Source organism: Antarcticibacterium arcticum (genome assembly GCF_007993795.1).
Taxonomy (GTDB): Bacteria; Bacteroidota; Bacteroidia; order Flavobacteriales; family Flavobacteriaceae; genus Gillisia; species Gillisia arctica.
In genome coordinates, this window is record NZ_CP042476.1 from 739,566 (window position 1) to 755,745 (window position 16,180).

A 16,180-nucleotide genomic window follows, 5' to 3' on the forward strand; every position below is an offset into this window, starting at 1 on the left:
TGTTTCAGTATTAGTAATACTTTATGTTTTAATAAGCTTTCCTTAACAAATGTAAGTCTAATTTTGTCCACGAACTTTAAAACTAGAAAATATGAAAAAGTCATTTTTAGCAATAGCGATTGGATTATTTGGATTTACAGCTACTATGAACGCTCAGGAATCTGTTATGTTTGGAGCGAAAGGTGGGGCTAACTTTGCAACCTTTGCGGGAGACGGGGTGAATGCCTGGAATGACCCTTCAGGAAGAACTTCCTTCCACCTGGGTATGTTGGCAGAAATTCCATTATCGGAGCGTTTCTCAATTCAGCCGGAGGTTTTATATTCAGGACAGGGATATGATATTTCCAACAGGAACAATGCCGATGATATAGAATATCAATTGGATTATATAAATGTACCGGTAATTGCAAAGGTGTATGTTTTTGATGGGTTTGCTCTTGAAGCAGGGCCGCAGGTTGGATTTTTGGTAAAAAGTGAAGTAGATTACAAACCTTCCACCGTTAATGAAGGAGATATTTCATTAAATGAGGACCAGTTCAATACTGTAGATTTTAGTGTTGCTTTAGGTGCTTCCTATAAGTTTAGAGGTGGATTTTTTCTAAGCGGACGTTATAATATTGGTCTAAGTGATATTTATGATGACAGTTTCGCGAACAACATCTTCTCTGGTGCAGATGCTAAACACTCTGTAATCCAGGCCGGTGTAGGATTTATGTTTTAATAAATCTTAATTAAGTTATTTGAAAGGTGCAGGAATTTTCCTGCACCTTTTTTTGTTTTCAGGATTTTTTAAGCCTACTACTTTTTCTATTTTTAGATATTTATAAATCTCCCCTTAATGAAGAAGAAAATATTATTTTCACTGCTATCGTTTTTCTTTTTACAAGAGTCCTTTGCACAATTTACTTTTGGAGCTAAGGCAGGGGTAAACCTGGCAAATATTGAGGTGCAGGAATTTAATTCTCAAAATCGTACCGGTTTTCACGCAGGGTTTTTGGCAGAGATAACCTTTGGGAAACGCTTATACTTTTCTACGGAAGTTTTATATTCATCTCAGGGATTTAAAGATGTAGAGAATTCTACAGAAAATGAATCTTCCAGGGAATTCGCTACAGAATTGGGTTATTTACAGTCTCCTTTCCTTTTAAAATACAGGATCATAGAAGGTTTGAATATTCAGGCGGGGCCACAAATGGGGTTATTGATTTCGGCGATCACGAGAGGACCGGATTCAAAACAGGATGACAAATATCTCTATTCAGATTTTGATTACGGGATGACTTTTGGACTTGGTTATAAATTTTATCAGGGATTATTTGTTCAGGGAAGATACAATTGGGGATTAGGTACTATATATGAAAAGGATAAGCTACCACAAGCCGGTAATGAAGAAAATGCCAGAAACAGGGTGATTCAGTTTTCAATAGGGTATATGTTTTGAAGATTTTTCATTAAATGTAGATTTAAAATAGGTGTGAGGTAAGTCTTACACCTAATTTTTTGAAAATAATTGAACGTATCTTAAAAATTACTAGCTTTATGTTATATAACCAATTAAATAATTAGATTATGAAAAATCATTTACTTATTGTAATTATTTCTCTTATGTCTTTAGGGGGAGCCCAGGCTCAGGAGTATTTTAATTTTGGGGTCAAGGGAGGTGTGAATTTTGCTACACTTACAGGGGATGATGCAGATGAGCTGGATGCGAAAATGAAAACAGGTTTTCATTTGGGAGTATTAGCTGAAATAATGATCTCCGATAAATTCGGAATTCAACCGGAGGTGCTCTATTCTTCCCAGGGAGCAAAGTCTGATGTCGCAATGTTTGAGGAATTTGGAGGAAATGTGGACGTAGATATTAAACTGGACTACATTGCCGTACCGGTAATGTTGAAGTATTTTGTTGCACCAGGCTTCAGCCTTGAAGCGGGACCACAGTTCTCCTTTTTATCAAAATCTGAAATCGAGGCTGAATTTGGAGGTGAAACAGAAACTGAGGATATCAAAGATGACACCGAGTCTTTTGACCTTGGGGCAGCCTTTGGGGTTGGCTATGGATTACCACAGGGATTTCTTGTACAGGCCAGGTATGTTATGGGCTTCTCTGATGTTTATACAGATTCTGATGCCAGAAACAGCGTGATACAGCTTTCGGTAGGTTGGAAATTTTAAAGATAAAATAGGCGATGTTTTCATTATGTCAATGAAAACCTCAAAATATCAAAACGACGTGAGATTCCCTTACGTCTTTTTTAATGCCCTTATAATTTAAACTGTTCATAAAAGTTGTAAATTTATGATACACAACCAATTAAATAATTGAAATATGAAAAAATCTTTCTTTATTGTATTAATTGCATTATTTTTCATTTCTTCTGCTTTTTCTCAAAGCAATTTTAGGATTGGAGTAAATGCAGGTATCCCCGTGGGGGACATTGAAGAATTCACCACTTTTCAGTTAGGAGCAGATGTGGCCTATCTCTATCCTGTTTCCAACCTATTTAGCGTAGGAGCATTGGCAGGGTATTCCCGATATTTTGGAGATGATGTTTCAACTCCTCTTGGAAATATTAACGTAGATGATATTTCATTTCTTCCCATCGCCGCATCGGCCCGTTTCGGATTTGAAAATTCCTTATTCGTAGGTGCAGACCTGGGATACGCTGTAGGCCTGGACGATGGCAATGACGGCGGATTCTATTACCGACCCAAACTTGGATATGCATTTGGACCGGTTGCCTTAATCGCATCATTTTCCGGGATAAGTGTAGATGGAGGAGACGTTTCCTCAGTTAACCTGGGCGTGGAGTTTGGATTTTAACTTTAAAGAACTTATTTAAAAAACGGAGGGCCAACTGGCCCCCGTTTTTCATTTCTATAACTCATATATCTCTGCTTTTTTAGTGGCTAAAATTTAAATATCTTTAGACCATGAAATTACTTATTATCAATGGCCCCAACCTGAACCTACTGGGAACACGCGAGCCGGACACTTATGGGAAGGAAAGTTTTGAAGATTATTTTTCAAAACTTCAGTTTAAGTTTCGTGAAACCGAATTGTCCTATTACCAAAGCAATATTGAGGGGGAGCTTATAGATCGCCTTCAGCAAGCCGATAAGGAATTTGACGGGGTGATCCTCAATGCAGCTGCTTATACACATACATCTATTGGAATTGGAGATGCTGTAAAAGCTATTTCTATTCCGGTAGTGGAGGTGCATATATCAAATACTTTCTCCCGGGAAAGTTTCCGTCATACCTCTTATATTTCAGCAAATGCAAAAGGGATTATAATAGGTTTTGGCCTTCCGGTTTATGACCTGGCTATCCAAAGTTTTATAAACAAATAAAATGTCAAAAGCCTATCTTAACTGGAGTAGTGGAAAAGATGCGGCCTATGCTTTATACTTACTTCAGCAGGAAAAAAAGATCAAAGTGGGCAAATTGGTCACCACTATCAATGCTGAAGTAAACAGAATTTCCATGCACGGTGTACGGCTTGCACTTTTGCAAAAACAGGCAGAAAGTCTTCAGCTTCCCCTTCATATTATTTCCCTTGATGGAAATGTATCTATGAATGAGTACAACGCTGTTATGCAAAAGAGTATAGATCTTCTTAAAGCCGAAGGTTTTACGCATAGCATTTTTGGGGATATTTTCCTGGAAGATCTCCGGTCTTACCGCGAAGAACAATTGCATAAAGTGGGTATAAAAGCGGTTTTCCCCTTGTGGAGGATGGATACCGCCCAATTAATGCGGGAATTCATTTCAGCAGGTTTCAAGGCTATTACTGTGTGTGTCAATGCCAAATTGCTTGATGAGTCTTTCTGCGGTAAGATCATAGACCAGCAATTTCTTAAAGATCTACCTTCACATATTGATCCCTGTGGAGAAAATGGGGAATTTCACAGTTTCGTATTTGACGGTCCTAATTTTAAATTTCCGGTGGAATTTGAAAAAGGGGAAATAATTAAAAGATCCTTTGTTCAAAAAGAGAAAAAGGAGGATAACTGTTTTACAAATAAGGAGACTTCCTGGGATACAGAATTTTGGTACTGCGACCTGATCCCCAAATAGGTTTAACGAAAATTGCCCTGCAAAAATATTACAGGGCAATTAGATTTATATTTTCGTCTAACGTCTACAAATGTATTACTTCATCATAAGCCGCAGCTACCGCTTCCATTACAGCCTCACTCATTGTAGGATGGGGATGAATAGCTTTTAACACTTCGTGTCCGGTAGTTTCAAGTTTACGTCCTAACACAGCTTCCGCAATCATATCTGTAACTCCTGCGCCAATCATATGGCACCCTAACCATTCCCCGTATTTGGCATCAAAGATCACTTTCACAAAACCATCTGGAGTTCCGGCGGCTTTAGCTTTTCCTGAAGCTGAGAATGGGAATTTTCCAATCTTTAATTCGTAACCGGCTTCTTTTGCCTGTTTTTCAGTCATTCCTACAGATGCTATTTCGGGAGTAGCATAAGTACAACCCGGAATATTACCGTAATCAATTGGATCTACGTGCATTCCCTTGATCTTTTCAACACAGGTAATACCTTCCGCAGATGCCACGTGTGCCAGTGCTGGTCCTGCAACTACATCACCAATTGCATAAATACCCGCTACATTGGTCTGGTACCACTCATTAACCACGATCTTGTCCTTATCTGTCTTTATTCCAAGATCTTCAAGCCCAATATTTTCAGTATTAGTTTTAATTCCCACAGCGGAAAGTACTATGTCTGCTTCAAGAGAAATTTCTCCTTTGGCAGTTTTCACTTTTGCCTTTACACCTTTTCCTGAAGTATCAACGCTTTCTACTGAAGAATTGGTCATTACCGTAATTCCCGCCTTTTTGATGCTTCTCTCAAATTGTTTGGAGATCTCCTCATCTTCCAATGGCACAACATTTGGCAAAAACTCCACGATGGTAACCTCTGTTCCCATGGCATTGTAAAAATGTGCAAATTCAACTCCAATTGCCCCGGAGCCTACCACTATCATAGATTTTGGTTGCTCCTTAAGGGTCATTGCCTCACGGTATCCAATGATCTTTTTTCCATCCTGCTTAAGGCTTGGAAGTTCTCTGGATCTTGCACCTGTGGCTACTATAATATGGTCTGCCTGGTATTCGGCAGTCTTTTCATTCTTATCTGTTACAGCAACTTTTTTACCTGCCTTTAATTTTCCAAAACCTTCAATTACGTCAATTTTGTTTTTTTTCATAAGGAACTGAACTCCTTTGCTCATTCCTTCCGCCACGTTCCTGCTGCGTTTTACCACGGCGCTAAAATCCTTATCAGGGTTTTGAAGTGTTAATCCGTAATCTTCGGCATGTTTTAAATAATCAAAGACCTGTGCACTTTTTAAAAGAGCTTTGGTTGGAATACAACCCCAATTTAGACAAACCCCACCCAGGCTTTCTTTTTCAACTATAGCGGTTTTAAACCCTAATTGTGAAGCGCGAATGGCGGTTACATATCCTCCGGGTCCACTTCCTAAAACAATGATATCGTATTTACTCATATTTGGAAATTTTTGTAACAGTTTAAGAAGTTGCGAATTTAAGGAATTATGGGCTAATCTAAAAGTCTTATAAACCTTTACGCTTATGTAAATGGCCATAAAAATTAAACGGGCTTAATCCTCCCTAGGATAAGCCCGTTCAATTCAACTCAATTTTTTATTTTAATTATCTAAGCTGGCCTTTATAACATCATTAGGTTCAAGGTTCAGGCCTTTCATAACTGCATTCATATTTGAAAGATCTACTCCCGAAGTTGCAAATTCACCAGGAATTATTGCAATTCTTAAAACCTGGTTTTGGGTATAGGATGGATCCAGGGTGGCAAAATCTATGGTCCCGTCTAAAAAGATCAAAACGTCAAAAAAGGTGTAATCAAAATTATATTGTAAAGCGCCTCCATCAAGAAAATAGGTTTGCGGAAGCATTCTGAAAACTTCCACCGGTGCTCCACCGGCAGTTCCATCTTCTCCTACCTTAAGGTATACCAGCACAACATCTGTTTCAAAGACTTCAACATTCGCATCATTAAAATCCAGAAACAGCTCATAATTGTTGGCCGCTGTAAAACTACCTTCCAGATCAATTACAGTTGCGATAAGACCATTCTCTCCCTGGGGGCCCTCAGGGCCAGGGGGTCCCTGCGGGCCGGCGGGGCCATCACTACTGCAGGAGGATAAAACAAATGCTGAACAAAATAATAAAGTGAATAATTTTTTCATGTTTGAAAATTTAGGTTATTTTTTAAATTCAATACTGGCCGAATTCACGCAATAACGCTGGCCGGTTTGGGTAGGGCCATCGTCAAAGACGTGGCCTAAATGGCTGCCGCATTCGGCACATAGGATCTCTGTTCTTATCATACCAAAGGTTTTATCCTGTACATATTCTACACTTCCTTCTATGGCGTTATCAAAACTTGGCCAGCCGCAGCCACTTTCAAATTTTGAATCACTTTCAAAAAGTTTGGCATTACAGGCAGCACAATGATATTCCCCATTTTCAAAATGTAGATTATACTTGCCGGTATGGGGCGCTTCGGTGCCTTTCTTTCTTAACACCTTGTAACGGTCTTCTGAAAGGATCTTCTTCCATTCTTCTTCAGATTTTTCAACCTTGTATTTTTTCATGCTAATGTCTTTATACAATTATTTTTTCCCGTCCGGTATGAATTTCATAGCGACTCCGTTTATACAATGCCGTTTTCCGGTGGTTTCCCGGGGCCCATCATCAAAAAGATGTCCAAGATGCCCCCCGCAATCGGCACAGTGGACTTCATCTCTTTCGAACCCCAATTTTGAATCGGCTCCATAAGCAACGGCCCCTTCAAGGGGACGGTCAAAACTTGGCCAGCCAGTACCGCTTTCAAATTTATGTTTGGTAAGATAAAGTTCATTGCCACAGGCAGCACATACAAATGTTCCGGGTTCTTTGATTTTATTCAGGTCACTGGAAAAGGGCCTTTCTGTTCCTGCTTTTCTTAAAACTGTAAATTGGGCGGGAGTCAATTCGCTTTTCCATTCAGCTTCTGTTTTAGAGACTTTATATTGAGGGGTTTGTGAGGATTGTTTTTTCTGGGCATTGGAATTACATCCTATCAAAATCATGGCAAAAAAAGCCAGCAATACATTTTTCATACTTTTTTCTTTAAAAGTACAAAGTTTAAGCCTCGAAAAACGTTGTGATTTTGTTAATTACCTCAATATTCCCTAAAACCTTCCGGTGTCCCAGACCTTTGGTTATAAAGAGTTCTCCATTTTTCAAATTATTTTTGATCTCATAGGCAGAACTCACATGCACATCTACATCATCTTCATCATGGATCACCAGAGTTGGGATCTTTACCTTTAAAGCCGAAAACGCTCCGGAGAGATTATCCATATCTTCGCCAAATTTTTTGTCGAAATAAGATTTCATTTTTTTTGCAACTTTAAGGTTGAGCTGCATATTTTGCGCAAATTCCCGGGTAATATGCGTGACGCTGTTGGCTGTTCCAATTATTACAAGTTTTTGGAAAGAGGATTTGTTTTTGATCGCTTTTAGAAGGGACATGCCTCCAAGGGAATGGCCCACTGCGCCATAAAACGGACCGTAAATTTTATCTATAAAATGAATGCTGTCTATAAAGTAAGGCATCATACTCATTTTGCCGGGCGCCTTCCCGTGTGCGGGCGCGTCAAAACTAAAAACCTCATAACCCTCTTTAATTAAAGTAAGAGCGATATCCGGCATTTGTGTACCACGGCCACTCCAACCATGAGCCAGCAGGATCTTTTTGCCTGAATTGGCCGAGGTATTTTTATAGATCACAATCTTTCTGTTAATTGAAGTCACAGTAGCAGTTTCCTCTAAAAAAAGCGTATCCATTTCTTTTTCACGTTTAGGCAAACTATACCTGAAAGGTTTTAGAAAAAGCCAGGCTGCAAATCTTGTAGCGAGGTAAGGAGAGAGAAAAGTTAATATTTTTCCCGTGGTAAGTATATAATTAGGAGTGAGAAGAACCTGCACAGGGGTTCCCTTTTTGTGAGCTTTAGCCATATAATTAAAACCTGCAAGATATAAATTTAGCCCGGCTTATGCTTTAAACCAATAATGCGAAATTTCATAATGGTATTATTTTTGAAAACATTCATTATGTTAAAGCGAACATAAACCTAAAACTTCAGAGGAGACTCTTTTGTACATTTATCAAATAAAAACCAAAAATTATGAGTTTTAGAAATTTTTTTATAGTTGCAATTACAGTTCTCTCATTAGCAGGCTGTAAGACTAATCCTTTTACAGGGGAGAAGAACCTTAACTTTGTTTCCAATGAACAATTGTTCCCTATGGCCTTTCAGCAATATGATCAATTCCTTGCCGAAAACAAAGTGATTACCGGTACAGCAGAAGTTAATACCGTTAAAAATGTAGGTCAAAAGGTAGTAACAGCAGCCGAGCGATACTTAAATGCAAATGGATACCAGGGATATTTAAATGATTTTCAATGGGAATTCAACGTTGTTCAGGATGAAGCGGTAAACGCCTGGGCTATGCCTGGTGGTAAGATAGTTTTTTATACGGGAATTTTACCTGTAGCCGCAAATGAAACCGGGATCGCGGCAATTATGGCGCATGAGGTAGCTCACGCCCTTGCAGATCACGGAGCTCAACGTATGAGTGCGGCACAGTTACAACAGCTTGGTGCAGTTGCGGGAAGTGTTGCTGTAAGTGGAAGAAGCCAGCAAACCCAGCAAATTTTTGCCCAAGCCTATGGTCTTGGTAGTCAACTGGGAGTAATGCTACCATTTAGCCGTAGCCATGAGACTGAAGCAGACAGGATTGGTCTTACTTTAATGGCCATTGCAGGATACGAACCCGCGGAGGCTGCCAATTTATGGAAAAGAATGGCTGCCCAAAGCAGTGGGGGAGCACCACCGGAATTCTTAAGTACTCACCCTGCTACTCAAACAAGAATTAATAACATAAATAAGTGGGCCCCGGAAGCTAAAGCTGAAGCAAGAAAATATGGGGTAACCAGCTTTAAATAATAAGCATAAAATATATTTAGAGAAAGCTGTCCAATACGGGCAGCTTTTTCTATTTTTAAACCATGAAAGATCTCCCCAAAGGAAGTAAGAAATTGTTGAATGCCTGGGCATTTTATGATTGGGCTAATTCTGTTTACAGTCTTGTGATCGCTTCGGCGATCTTTCCTATTTTTTATGGCGCCATTACAATAATTAAAGATAAGGATGGAAAGATCCTGGATGATACCGTTGAATTCCTGGGCTTCAGTTTTAATAACGATTCCCTTATAAGTTATGTTACCGCCCTCGCCTTTTTGGTGGTATCTGTAATAAGCCCGTTTCTATCAGGGATCTCAGATTATATAGGTAATAAAAAATCCTTTTTAAAATTCTTTTGTTACCTCGGGGCTTTCTCAACCATTGGATTATATTGGTTCAGTCTCGAATTTCTTTGGTTTGGGTTGCTTTGCTATTTTCTGGCTTTGATAGGGTTTTGGGCCAGCCTCGTATTTTATAATTCTTATTTGCCAGACATCGCTTTCCCGCATCAACAGGATAAGATAAGCGCCAAAGGTTTTTCCATGGGGTATATAGGCAGCGTAATATTACTTGTTATTTGCCTCGGTATGATCCTTAATTATGAATCATTCGGATTTGAAAATGAAGGCATGCCAACACGTATGTCCTTTGTTCTTACGGGAGTATGGTGGATAGCCTTTAGCCAGTATACTTATTATTATCTTCCAAAAGGAAATAAGGGGACAGGCCTTACTAAAGATATCCTGTTCAACGGCTTTAGGGAGTTGAAAATGATTTGGAATGCTATGCAGCATCAACTTAGGTTAAAACGCTACCTCGTGGCTTTTTTTACTTATAGTATGGCCGTACAAACCATCATGATCATTGCTACCTATTTTGGAATTGAGGAGCTGGATTGGGGTGAGCAGAATTCTACCACTGGATTAATTATAAGCATTCTTCTTATACAACTTGTGGCAATTGCCGGTGCCACTTTAACCTCACGACTGGCATTGAAAATTGGAAATATAAAAGTGCTTATTTACCTGAATCTATTCTGGATTGCTATTTGTATCTATGCCTATTTTATTACTACGCCCCAACAATTTTATGTAGCTGCGGGGAGTGTAGGTTTAATTATGGGAGGGATCCAGGCCCTTTCAAGATCTACTTATTCAAAAATGATCCCTTCCAATACCCTGGATACAGCAAGTTATTTCAGTTTTTATGATGTGTCTGAAAAAATAGGAATTGTAATAGGGATGGTCCTATACGGGGTAGTGGCACAGCTTACGGGGAGTGTTAGAAATGCAATAATTTTCCTCGTGATTTTCTTTATTGCAGGGGTTTTCCTGCTTCTAAGGGTACCAAAAGAAGAGGTAATTGTTTAAAGGCTTTTTAACAGAAAAGAAAAACCACGAACACTGCTCAATGAGTATTCGTGGTTTAACAAACCGGATAACTTAAAATTTATTTTTTGGAAACTTTTCCTGAACCTGAAGTTTTAAAACTTTGTTTCGCAGGATCTCCCATATATGTAATGTCTCCGGAGCCTGATATATTTGCATTTAACTCATTACTTACTGAAATTTCTATGTCTCCCGAACCTGTAACAGATGCAGTAACATTTTCGGCTTTGAAATCGAAGGCGAGAAAATCACCTGAGCCTGTAACTTTACATTTTAGCTCCCGGGTGCTGCCTTTTAATTTTACGTCACCAGATCCTGTAAGAGTTCCATCCAGGGTTTGTGTTTTGATATCAAGGTTCATGTTTCCAGAGCCTGTTACGCTTACATTAAAATCACGGGCGGTTATAGGATCTGAATTACGAATATGTCCTGAACCCGTTAAGCTTAGTGCGGCCAGGTCTTCAAATGTTACAACAAGTTTAATAGGATAGTTTTTTGAAGGTTGTAAATTAACCCCTTTCTTAATTCCTATTTTTAACAGCCCACCACTTACTTCGGTTTCAATAAACTCCATTAAATTGCTTTCTGCCTCCAGGTCAATTTTACCTTCTTTTCCTGCAACCAACTGCACTTCCATCATTCCTGTTACCGCAATACGGTCATAATCATTTAGGCTTCTTGTTTGTTTTAACACTTCCTTGTTGCCAACTACCTTCTCATTGCTCCACCACTGGGCATTTGCAGAAGTAACTGTAAGGATAAAAATACCGGCTAATAGAATTAATTTTTTCATGTTTTATTAAAGTGTTTAGGGTTTATTTTTTTTGAAATGTTATTCCTCCATAACTGGAATTGATCACAATATTACCATTTCCCGATGTATTTAAATGATGCCCGGAATAACTTTTATTGTTAGAACTCTGACTTTGTTTATTTATTTCAAATCCGTCCAGGCCTTTTACACTCCCGTATGAACTTGTAAGAGCAAATTTGAATGGGTGGCTGGCATCATAACCAATTTTAACTCCTGTATAATCTGTATTTATCTTAACATCTCCTGCGCCCTTTAGGATTTTTTCTATAGATGCGCTGCCGTAATCCAGGGTTAGGTTTGCACTTTGATACAATTCTCCTATTTTGGTGGTAAGGTAATCTCCAGAGATATCGATTCGTTTCACTTTGTCTACCGTCAAACTACCGTAATCACCACTAAACTGAAGCAGTTCTACTCTTTTTATTTTTGAGGTGGTATAATCTGCATTTATATCAAGGGAATGTGCGTCTTCTACCGTAAATTCAGAATAATCGGCATTAATAGCTGCTCTGTTAATATATCCAAAACTGCTGTTGCGGGAATAATCAAAGTTAATTTGGTTGCTGTTACCGCGCAATTCTCCAATATCTAACCTCCCGTAATCACAGCTTATTTTAGAATTTCCGGTAAGTTTATCAAGATAAATATTTCCGTAATCATTACTAAGGTCTACATTATTTGTAACCGGTGCCCTCACTATGTAATTTACTTCCATATTCACATTACTGCTGCCGCTAAAAATTGCGCTCCACCAGGAGGTGCTTTGCTTTGAAAATAATGTACGTGCACTCACTCCGGCTCCGGTTTGTTTAAATTCTACATTTATCTCATCCAGTTTTTCCTTCACCTTTTGTTCATCGTTGCCATTGGTTTTGATAATAACTTCAATACTCACGGTATTTTGGTCCCAGGTGGTAATATCGATATTACCGTAGCTGTTGCTAATTTTAAGGAGGGTATTTGGTGAGACTGAAAACTTTTTGGAAATCTTTTTCTCTTTAGTATGCTTTCCGTTATTATTAAAATTCGGGCCATTACTGCAAAACATCAGCGATGGGGTAAGTGCCAGTATAAATAGCAGTTTATATAGTGTTGTTTTCATTATTAGGGATTTTAAGTTGATTAATGCTTTCTATATATTCAAGTACGTTGTTCAATAAATCTATCCTTTGCTGAAGGTTGGAGATCATAGCAAAGATCACCCGTTTATCCTGCCCGCTTTTCTTCAGGTCCTTCCTTAGTTTTTCATAATCTTCATCCAGTTTTTCCATCTGGGCCAGTGCATCCTGCACAATAACTTCGTTTTCAGGAGTATTTGCCTCCTTCACTTTTGCCAACTCAGTTTTTATAAGGTTGGTATAAAACTTATGCGTCTCCCTCATTTCGGGGGAAAGCCCTGCCAGGTCCCCATTTTGGGTTAGGTTTCCTACCCCGTTAAAATTTCCGGCCAACATTATAATGAGCAGTAATCCGGCAGCTATGGCAAGGAATGGACCCCATAGCGTTCGCAGGTTACCACCGCTCTTATGCTCCTGTGGAAGCTTTTTCTCTTTAAGTTTTTTTACAAACCTGTCGTAATGACCTACAGAAGGTTCTGCAATATCAAAATCTGCCTCCTCAAAAAGATCGTCAAATTCTTTGTTAGTCATGTCCTGTTAATTTTTTCCGCAGGCTTTCCTTAGCCCTTGATATTGATGTTCTGCAATTGGCAGCAGTTATTTCCATTATTTCACATATTTCATCATAATCATAACCTTCAATTAAATGCAGGGTGAGAATGATCCTATAACTTTCCTTTAAGCCGTTAAGGGCCCTAAGTACCTTTTGAACCTTTGTATTTGCTTCATCTTCCCTTAAATCAATTCCTTCAGGCTCTTCAACTTCATATTTTAAAGCATCTTCATAAGACACATTTTGATACCTGGAGTTTTTGTTAATTGAATTGATACTTAAATTCACCGTGATCTTTTTAAGCCAGGCCCCAAAAGTGGATTTCCCCTGAAAACTATCCAGCTTAGTGAAGGCCTTAATAAATGCTTCCTGCATCATATCTTCAGCCTCTGCCGTATCATTTACAATTCTTAGAGCTGTATTATACATTGCTTTATAATATTTGTTATAAATTTCCAGCTGAGCGCGTTGATCGCCTTTGCGGCAACGTACCAGCAGTTCTTCAGTATAAGTGATGGTTGGTGTCAAAAAATATTACTTAAGCTCTACCTTAAAGATACATGTGATTTCAAATTGTTACAGTTTCAGTAATATTTATTTTCAAAAGTTTTGGTGGCACAGGAATTGAAACAATACAAGGGAAAAATAACCTTTAACTCAATGCCTTAGGGAATTGCAATTTTTACTGAAGGTTTTATAAAGTTTTGAATAACCAACTGTTGTGACAGTTTGACTTAAAATATGATATGGCTAAAAGCAAATTAATGAACATTGACAGTTTGTCATTTCAGGGAATAGATGAAGATGCAGAATTAATTCCCCTTATGACCCCTGAAGATGAAGAAGAGATCAATAAAGAGGAACTCCCCGAGATACTTCCCATTTTACCTTTAAGAAATACGGTTTTATTCCCCGGAGTGGTAATTCCAATTACAGCCGGGCGTGATGCCTCCATAAAATTAATTAATGATGCCAATAATGGAAACAAAGTTATTGGTGTGGTTGCCCAAAAAGATGAAGACGTAGAAAACCCCAAAACAAAGGATATCTACTACACCGGAGTGGTGGCGAGGATCCTTCGTGTTTTAAAAATGCCCGATGGAAACACCACGGTGATCATACAGGGGAAAAAGCGTTTCCAAATCGCGGAGGTAATTTCAGAAAAACCTTACTTAACAGCAACCATTAAAGAGGTGCCGGAAAAAAGACCGGCTGAAAAGAATGCGGAATTTGCCGCTATTATTGAATCTATCAAGGATCTTTCCCTGCAAATTATCAAGGGCAGCCCCAACATACCTTCCGAGGCTTCCTTTGCAATTAAAAACATTGAGAGTCCTTCTTTCCTTATCAACTTTGTTTCTTCCAATATGAACCTTACGGTACAGGAGAAACAAAAACTCCTGGAAACAAATAATTTGAAGGACCGTGCCCTGGCGACGCTTAAATTTATGAATGTTGAGTTCCAGAAGCTGGAATTGAAAAATGATATTCAAAGTAGGGTTCAAAGTGATATGAGCCAGCAACAACGGGAATACTTTCTTCACCAGCAAATGAAAACCATTCAGGAAGAACTGGGTGGAGTTTCGCATGAGGATGAGGTGGAAGAAATGAAAATAAGAGGAAAGAAAAAGAAATGGAACGAAACGGTTAAAAAGCATTTTAATAAGGAGCTTGCCAAAATGCAGCGTATGAATCCGCAGGTGGCAGAGTATTCCATACAGCGCAACTACCTTGATCTATTTCTTGAACTGCCCTGGAATGAATTTACCAAAGATAAATTTGACTTGAAGCGGGCCCAGAAGATCCTGGACAGGGATCATTACGGGCTGGAAGATGTAAAAGAGAGGATTATTGAGTATCTGGCGGTGCTGAAACTGCGTAATGATATGAAATCTCCTATTTTATGCCTTTACGGGCCTCCGGGAGTGGGTAAGACTTCCCTGGGGAAATCTGTGGCCGAAGCCCTGGGAAGGGAGTATGTAAGAGTATCCCTGGGTGGATTAAGAGATGAGGCAGAGATTAGAGGGCACCGTAAAACATATATAGGAGCAATGCCCGGCCGTATCATTCAAAGTTTGAAAAAGGCAGGTTCCAGCAATCCGGTTTTTGTACTTGATGAAATTGATAAACTGGCAAGCGGGCACCAGGGAGATCCATCTTCGGCCTTGCTTGAAGTACTTGATCCTGAACAGAACAGTGAATTCCACGACAATTTTCTTGAAATGGGCTTTGATCTTTCAAAGGTCATGTTCATTGCCACCGCCAACAGTTTAAATACCATCCAACCCGCGTTGCGTGATAGGATGGAAATTATAAATGTGACCGGTTATACTATTGAGGAGAAAGTAGAGATCGCCAAACAGCATTTACTTCCTAAACAATTAAAAGAGCATGGGCTTACCAAGGAACATTTAAAGATTGGGAGAGCGCAGCTGGAAAAGATCGTAGAAGGATATACAAGGGAATCTGGTGTACGTAGTCTTGAGAAACAGATCGCGAAAATGGTGCGTTATGCCGCTAAAAATATCGCGATGGATGAGGAGTACCAGGTAAAGATCTCCAATGATGACATCTTAAAAGTCCTTAAAAGCCCCAGAATGGAGAGGGATAAATATGAAAGCAATGATGTTGCCGGGGTAGTTACCGGTCTGGCCTGGACGCAGGTAGGAGGTGATATCTTATTTATAGAATCAATACTTTCTGAAGGTAAAGGGAACCTGAACATAACAGGTAACCTTGGAAAAGTTATGAAGGAATCGGCTACCATTGCGATGGAATATATAAAATCCAATGCCGAAAAATGGGGGCTTGATCCCGGGGTGTTTAATAAATATAATGTTCATATTCACGTGCCCGAAGGCGCCACGCCTAAGGACGGGCCAAGTGCAGGGATCACGATGCTAACTTCCCTGGTTTCTTTGTTTACCCAAAGAAAAGTGAAGAAGAGTCTTGCTATGACAGGTGAGATAACCCTGAGAGGTAAAGTGTTACCCGTGGGTGGAATTAAGGAAAAGATCCTTGCCGCTAAAAGGGCCCGAATTCACGAGATCATTCTTTGTGCGGAAAATGAGCGGGACATAATGGAGATTAAGGCCGACTATCTTAAAGGTTTAAAATTTCATTATGTAACAGATATGAGCGAAGTAATAGATATTGCTTTAACCAAAGAAAAGGTGAAAAATGCCAAGACTTTGTAGTTAAAGACTAAATAAATTGAATGAAGG

Annotated in this window: 18 protein-coding genes; 9 read left to right on the forward strand and 9 right to left on the reverse strand. The window is 39.1% G+C overall.

All coding sequences use genetic code 11. The features are described from left to right. The first annotated feature begins 91 nt into the window (after positions 1-91). The 6 genes from FK178_RS03185 (at position 92) to FK178_RS03210 (ending at position 4,081) form a co-directional block, all read left to right on the forward strand. Positions 92-721: a porin family protein gene (locus tag FK178_RS03185; RefSeq protein ID WP_146830921.1), complete on the forward strand. Its 630-nt coding sequence runs from the start codon at positions 92-94 to the stop codon at positions 719-721. A gap of 117 nt (positions 722-838) precedes the next feature. Continuing rightward, positions 839-1,441 (forward strand): porin family protein, encoded by a 603-nt coding sequence (locus FK178_RS03190; RefSeq protein ID WP_146830923.1) that lies wholly within the window; start codon positions 839-841, stop codon positions 1,439-1,441. 128 nt (positions 1,442-1,569) lie between these two features. Then, a complete protein-coding gene (locus FK178_RS03195; RefSeq protein WP_146830925.1) occupies positions 1,570-2,175 on the forward strand; it encodes a porin family protein in 606 nt (201 codons plus the stop codon). A 154-nt stretch (positions 2,176-2,329) separates the two neighbouring features. Further along, a complete protein-coding gene (locus FK178_RS03200; protein ID WP_146830927.1) occupies positions 2,330-2,824 on the forward strand; it encodes a hypothetical protein in 495 nt (164 codons plus the stop codon). Positions 2,825-2,934: 110 nt separating this feature from the next. Further along, positions 2,935-3,354: a type II 3-dehydroquinate dehydratase gene (locus FK178_RS03205; RefSeq protein WP_146830929.1), complete on the forward strand. Its 420-nt coding sequence runs from the start codon at positions 2,935-2,937 to the stop codon at positions 3,352-3,354. 1 nt (position 3,355) lies between these two features. Then, positions 3,356-4,081 (forward strand): Dph6-related ATP pyrophosphatase, encoded by a 726-nt coding sequence (locus FK178_RS03210; RefSeq protein WP_146830931.1) that lies wholly within the window; start codon positions 3,356-3,358, stop codon positions 4,079-4,081. A 64-nt stretch (positions 4,082-4,145) separates the two neighbouring features. On the opposite strand, the gene lpdA is transcribed toward FK178_RS03210, so the two are convergent. From lpdA to FK178_RS03235, 5 genes are all read right to left on the reverse strand, one after another. Further along, on the reverse strand, positions 4,146-5,537 hold the full coding sequence (lpdA, locus tag FK178_RS03215) for a dihydrolipoyl dehydrogenase (protein ID WP_146830933.1): 1,392 nt from the start codon (positions 5,535-5,537) through the stop codon (positions 4,146-4,148). 162 nt (positions 5,538-5,699) lie between these two features. Next, positions 5,700-6,257, reverse strand: a complete 558-nt coding sequence (locus FK178_RS03220) for a collagen-like protein (protein WP_146830935.1) — start codon at positions 6,255-6,257, stop codon at positions 5,700-5,702. A gap of 15 nt (positions 6,258-6,272) precedes the next feature. Next, positions 6,273-6,665: a peptide-methionine (R)-S-oxide reductase MsrB gene (msrB, locus tag FK178_RS03225; RefSeq protein WP_146830937.1), complete on the reverse strand. Its 393-nt coding sequence runs from the start codon at positions 6,663-6,665 to the stop codon at positions 6,273-6,275. Between the two features lie 18 nt (positions 6,666-6,683). Continuing rightward, a complete protein-coding gene (msrB, locus tag FK178_RS03230) occupies positions 6,684-7,172 on the reverse strand; it encodes a peptide-methionine (R)-S-oxide reductase MsrB (protein ID WP_146830939.1) in 489 nt (162 codons plus the stop codon). A 25-nt stretch (positions 7,173-7,197) separates the two neighbouring features. Continuing rightward, the gene (locus FK178_RS03235; RefSeq protein WP_146830941.1) at positions 7,198-8,073 is read right to left on the reverse strand and encodes an alpha/beta hydrolase family protein; all 876 of its coding nucleotides are present in this window, start codon (positions 8,071-8,073) and stop codon (positions 7,198-7,200) included. A gap of 170 nt (positions 8,074-8,243) precedes the next feature. Here FK178_RS03235 and FK178_RS03240 point away from each other — a divergent pair, with 170 nt between their 5' ends. Together FK178_RS03240 and FK178_RS03245 are read left to right on the forward strand one after the other, a co-directional pair. Next, positions 8,244-9,065 carry a M48 family metallopeptidase gene (locus tag FK178_RS03240; protein WP_146830943.1) on the forward strand — a complete coding sequence of 274 codons (822 nt, stop codon included), beginning with the start codon at positions 8,244-8,246 and terminating at the stop codon, positions 9,063-9,065. A gap of 62 nt (positions 9,066-9,127) precedes the next feature. Continuing rightward, complete coding sequence (locus FK178_RS03245) at positions 9,128-10,453, forward strand: MFS transporter (protein WP_146830945.1); 1,326 nt, start codon at positions 9,128-9,130, stop codon at positions 10,451-10,453. A 79-nt stretch (positions 10,454-10,532) separates the two neighbouring features. Here the strand turns inward: FK178_RS03245 and FK178_RS03250 are convergent, their stop codons facing one another. From FK178_RS03250 to FK178_RS03265, 4 genes are read right to left on the reverse strand one after another with little or no spacing between them, the layout of a single operon-like run. Continuing rightward, positions 10,533-11,264, reverse strand: a complete 732-nt coding sequence (locus FK178_RS03250) for a head GIN domain-containing protein (protein ID WP_146830947.1) — start codon at positions 11,262-11,264, stop codon at positions 10,533-10,535. A gap of 22 nt (positions 11,265-11,286) precedes the next feature. After that, on the reverse strand, positions 11,287-12,387 hold the full coding sequence (locus FK178_RS03255; protein WP_146830949.1) for a hypothetical protein: 1,101 nt from the start codon (positions 12,385-12,387) through the stop codon (positions 11,287-11,289). Further along, a complete protein-coding gene (locus tag FK178_RS03260; protein ID WP_146830951.1) occupies positions 12,368-12,934 on the reverse strand; it encodes a DUF4179 domain-containing protein in 567 nt (188 codons plus the stop codon). The genes FK178_RS03255 and FK178_RS03260 overlap by 20 nt, the downstream gene beginning before the upstream one ends. Further along, the gene (locus FK178_RS03265; RefSeq protein ID WP_146830953.1) at positions 12,927-13,484 is read right to left on the reverse strand and encodes an RNA polymerase sigma factor; all 558 of its coding nucleotides are present in this window, start codon (positions 13,482-13,484) and stop codon (positions 12,927-12,929) included. The genes FK178_RS03260 and FK178_RS03265 overlap by 8 nt, the downstream gene beginning before the upstream one ends. A 218-nt stretch (positions 13,485-13,702) precedes the next feature. On the opposite strand from FK178_RS03265, the gene lon reads away from it, so the two are divergent. Beyond that, complete coding sequence (gene lon, locus FK178_RS03270) at positions 13,703-16,153, forward strand: endopeptidase La (RefSeq protein WP_146830955.1); 2,451 nt, start codon at positions 13,703-13,705, stop codon at positions 16,151-16,153. Positions 16,154-16,180 lie beyond the last annotated feature (27 nt).

Coding starts and splice junctions, on each gene's coding strand:
- FK178_RS03185 (WP_146830921.1), top strand. CDS start 92: ATGAAAAAGTCATTTTTAGCAATAGCGATTGGATTATTTGGATTTACA.
- FK178_RS03190 (WP_146830923.1), top strand. CDS start 839: ATGAAGAAGAAAATATTATTTTCACTGCTATCGTTTTTCTTTTTACAA.
- FK178_RS03195 (WP_146830925.1), top strand. CDS start 1,570: ATGAAAAATCATTTACTTATTGTAATTATTTCTCTTATGTCTTTAGGG.
- FK178_RS03200 (WP_146830927.1), top strand. CDS start 2,330: ATGAAAAAATCTTTCTTTATTGTATTAATTGCATTATTTTTCATTTCT.
- FK178_RS03205 (WP_146830929.1), top strand. CDS start 2,935: ATGAAATTACTTATTATCAATGGCCCCAACCTGAACCTACTGGGAACA.
- FK178_RS03210 (WP_146830931.1), top strand. CDS start 3,356: ATGTCAAAAGCCTATCTTAACTGGAGTAGTGGAAAAGATGCGGCCTAT.
- lpdA (WP_146830933.1), bottom strand. CDS start 5,537: ATGAGTAAATACGATATCATTGTTTTAGGAAGTGGACCCGGAGGATAT.
- FK178_RS03220 (WP_146830935.1), bottom strand. CDS start 6,257: ATGAAAAAATTATTCACTTTATTATTTTGTTCAGCATTTGTTTTATCC.
- msrB (WP_146830937.1), bottom strand. CDS start 6,665: ATGAAAAAATACAAGGTTGAAAAATCTGAAGAAGAATGGAAGAAGATC.
- msrB (WP_146830939.1), bottom strand. CDS start 7,172: ATGAAAAATGTATTGCTGGCTTTTTTTGCCATGATTTTGATAGGATGT.
- FK178_RS03235 (WP_146830941.1), bottom strand. CDS start 8,073: ATGGCTAAAGCTCACAAAAAGGGAACCCCTGTGCAGGTTCTTCTCACT.
- FK178_RS03240 (WP_146830943.1), top strand. CDS start 8,244: ATGAGTTTTAGAAATTTTTTTATAGTTGCAATTACAGTTCTCTCATTA.
- FK178_RS03245 (WP_146830945.1), top strand. CDS start 9,128: ATGAAAGATCTCCCCAAAGGAAGTAAGAAATTGTTGAATGCCTGGGCA.
- FK178_RS03250 (WP_146830947.1), bottom strand. CDS start 11,264: ATGAAAAAATTAATTCTATTAGCCGGTATTTTTATCCTTACAGTTACT.
- FK178_RS03255 (WP_146830949.1), bottom strand. CDS start 12,387: ATGAAAACAACACTATATAAACTGCTATTTATACTGGCACTTACCCCA.
- FK178_RS03260 (WP_146830951.1), bottom strand. CDS start 12,934: ATGACTAACAAAGAATTTGACGATCTTTTTGAGGAGGCAGATTTTGAT.
- lon (WP_146830955.1), top strand. CDS start 13,703: ATGGCTAAAAGCAAATTAATGAACATTGACAGTTTGTCATTTCAGGGA.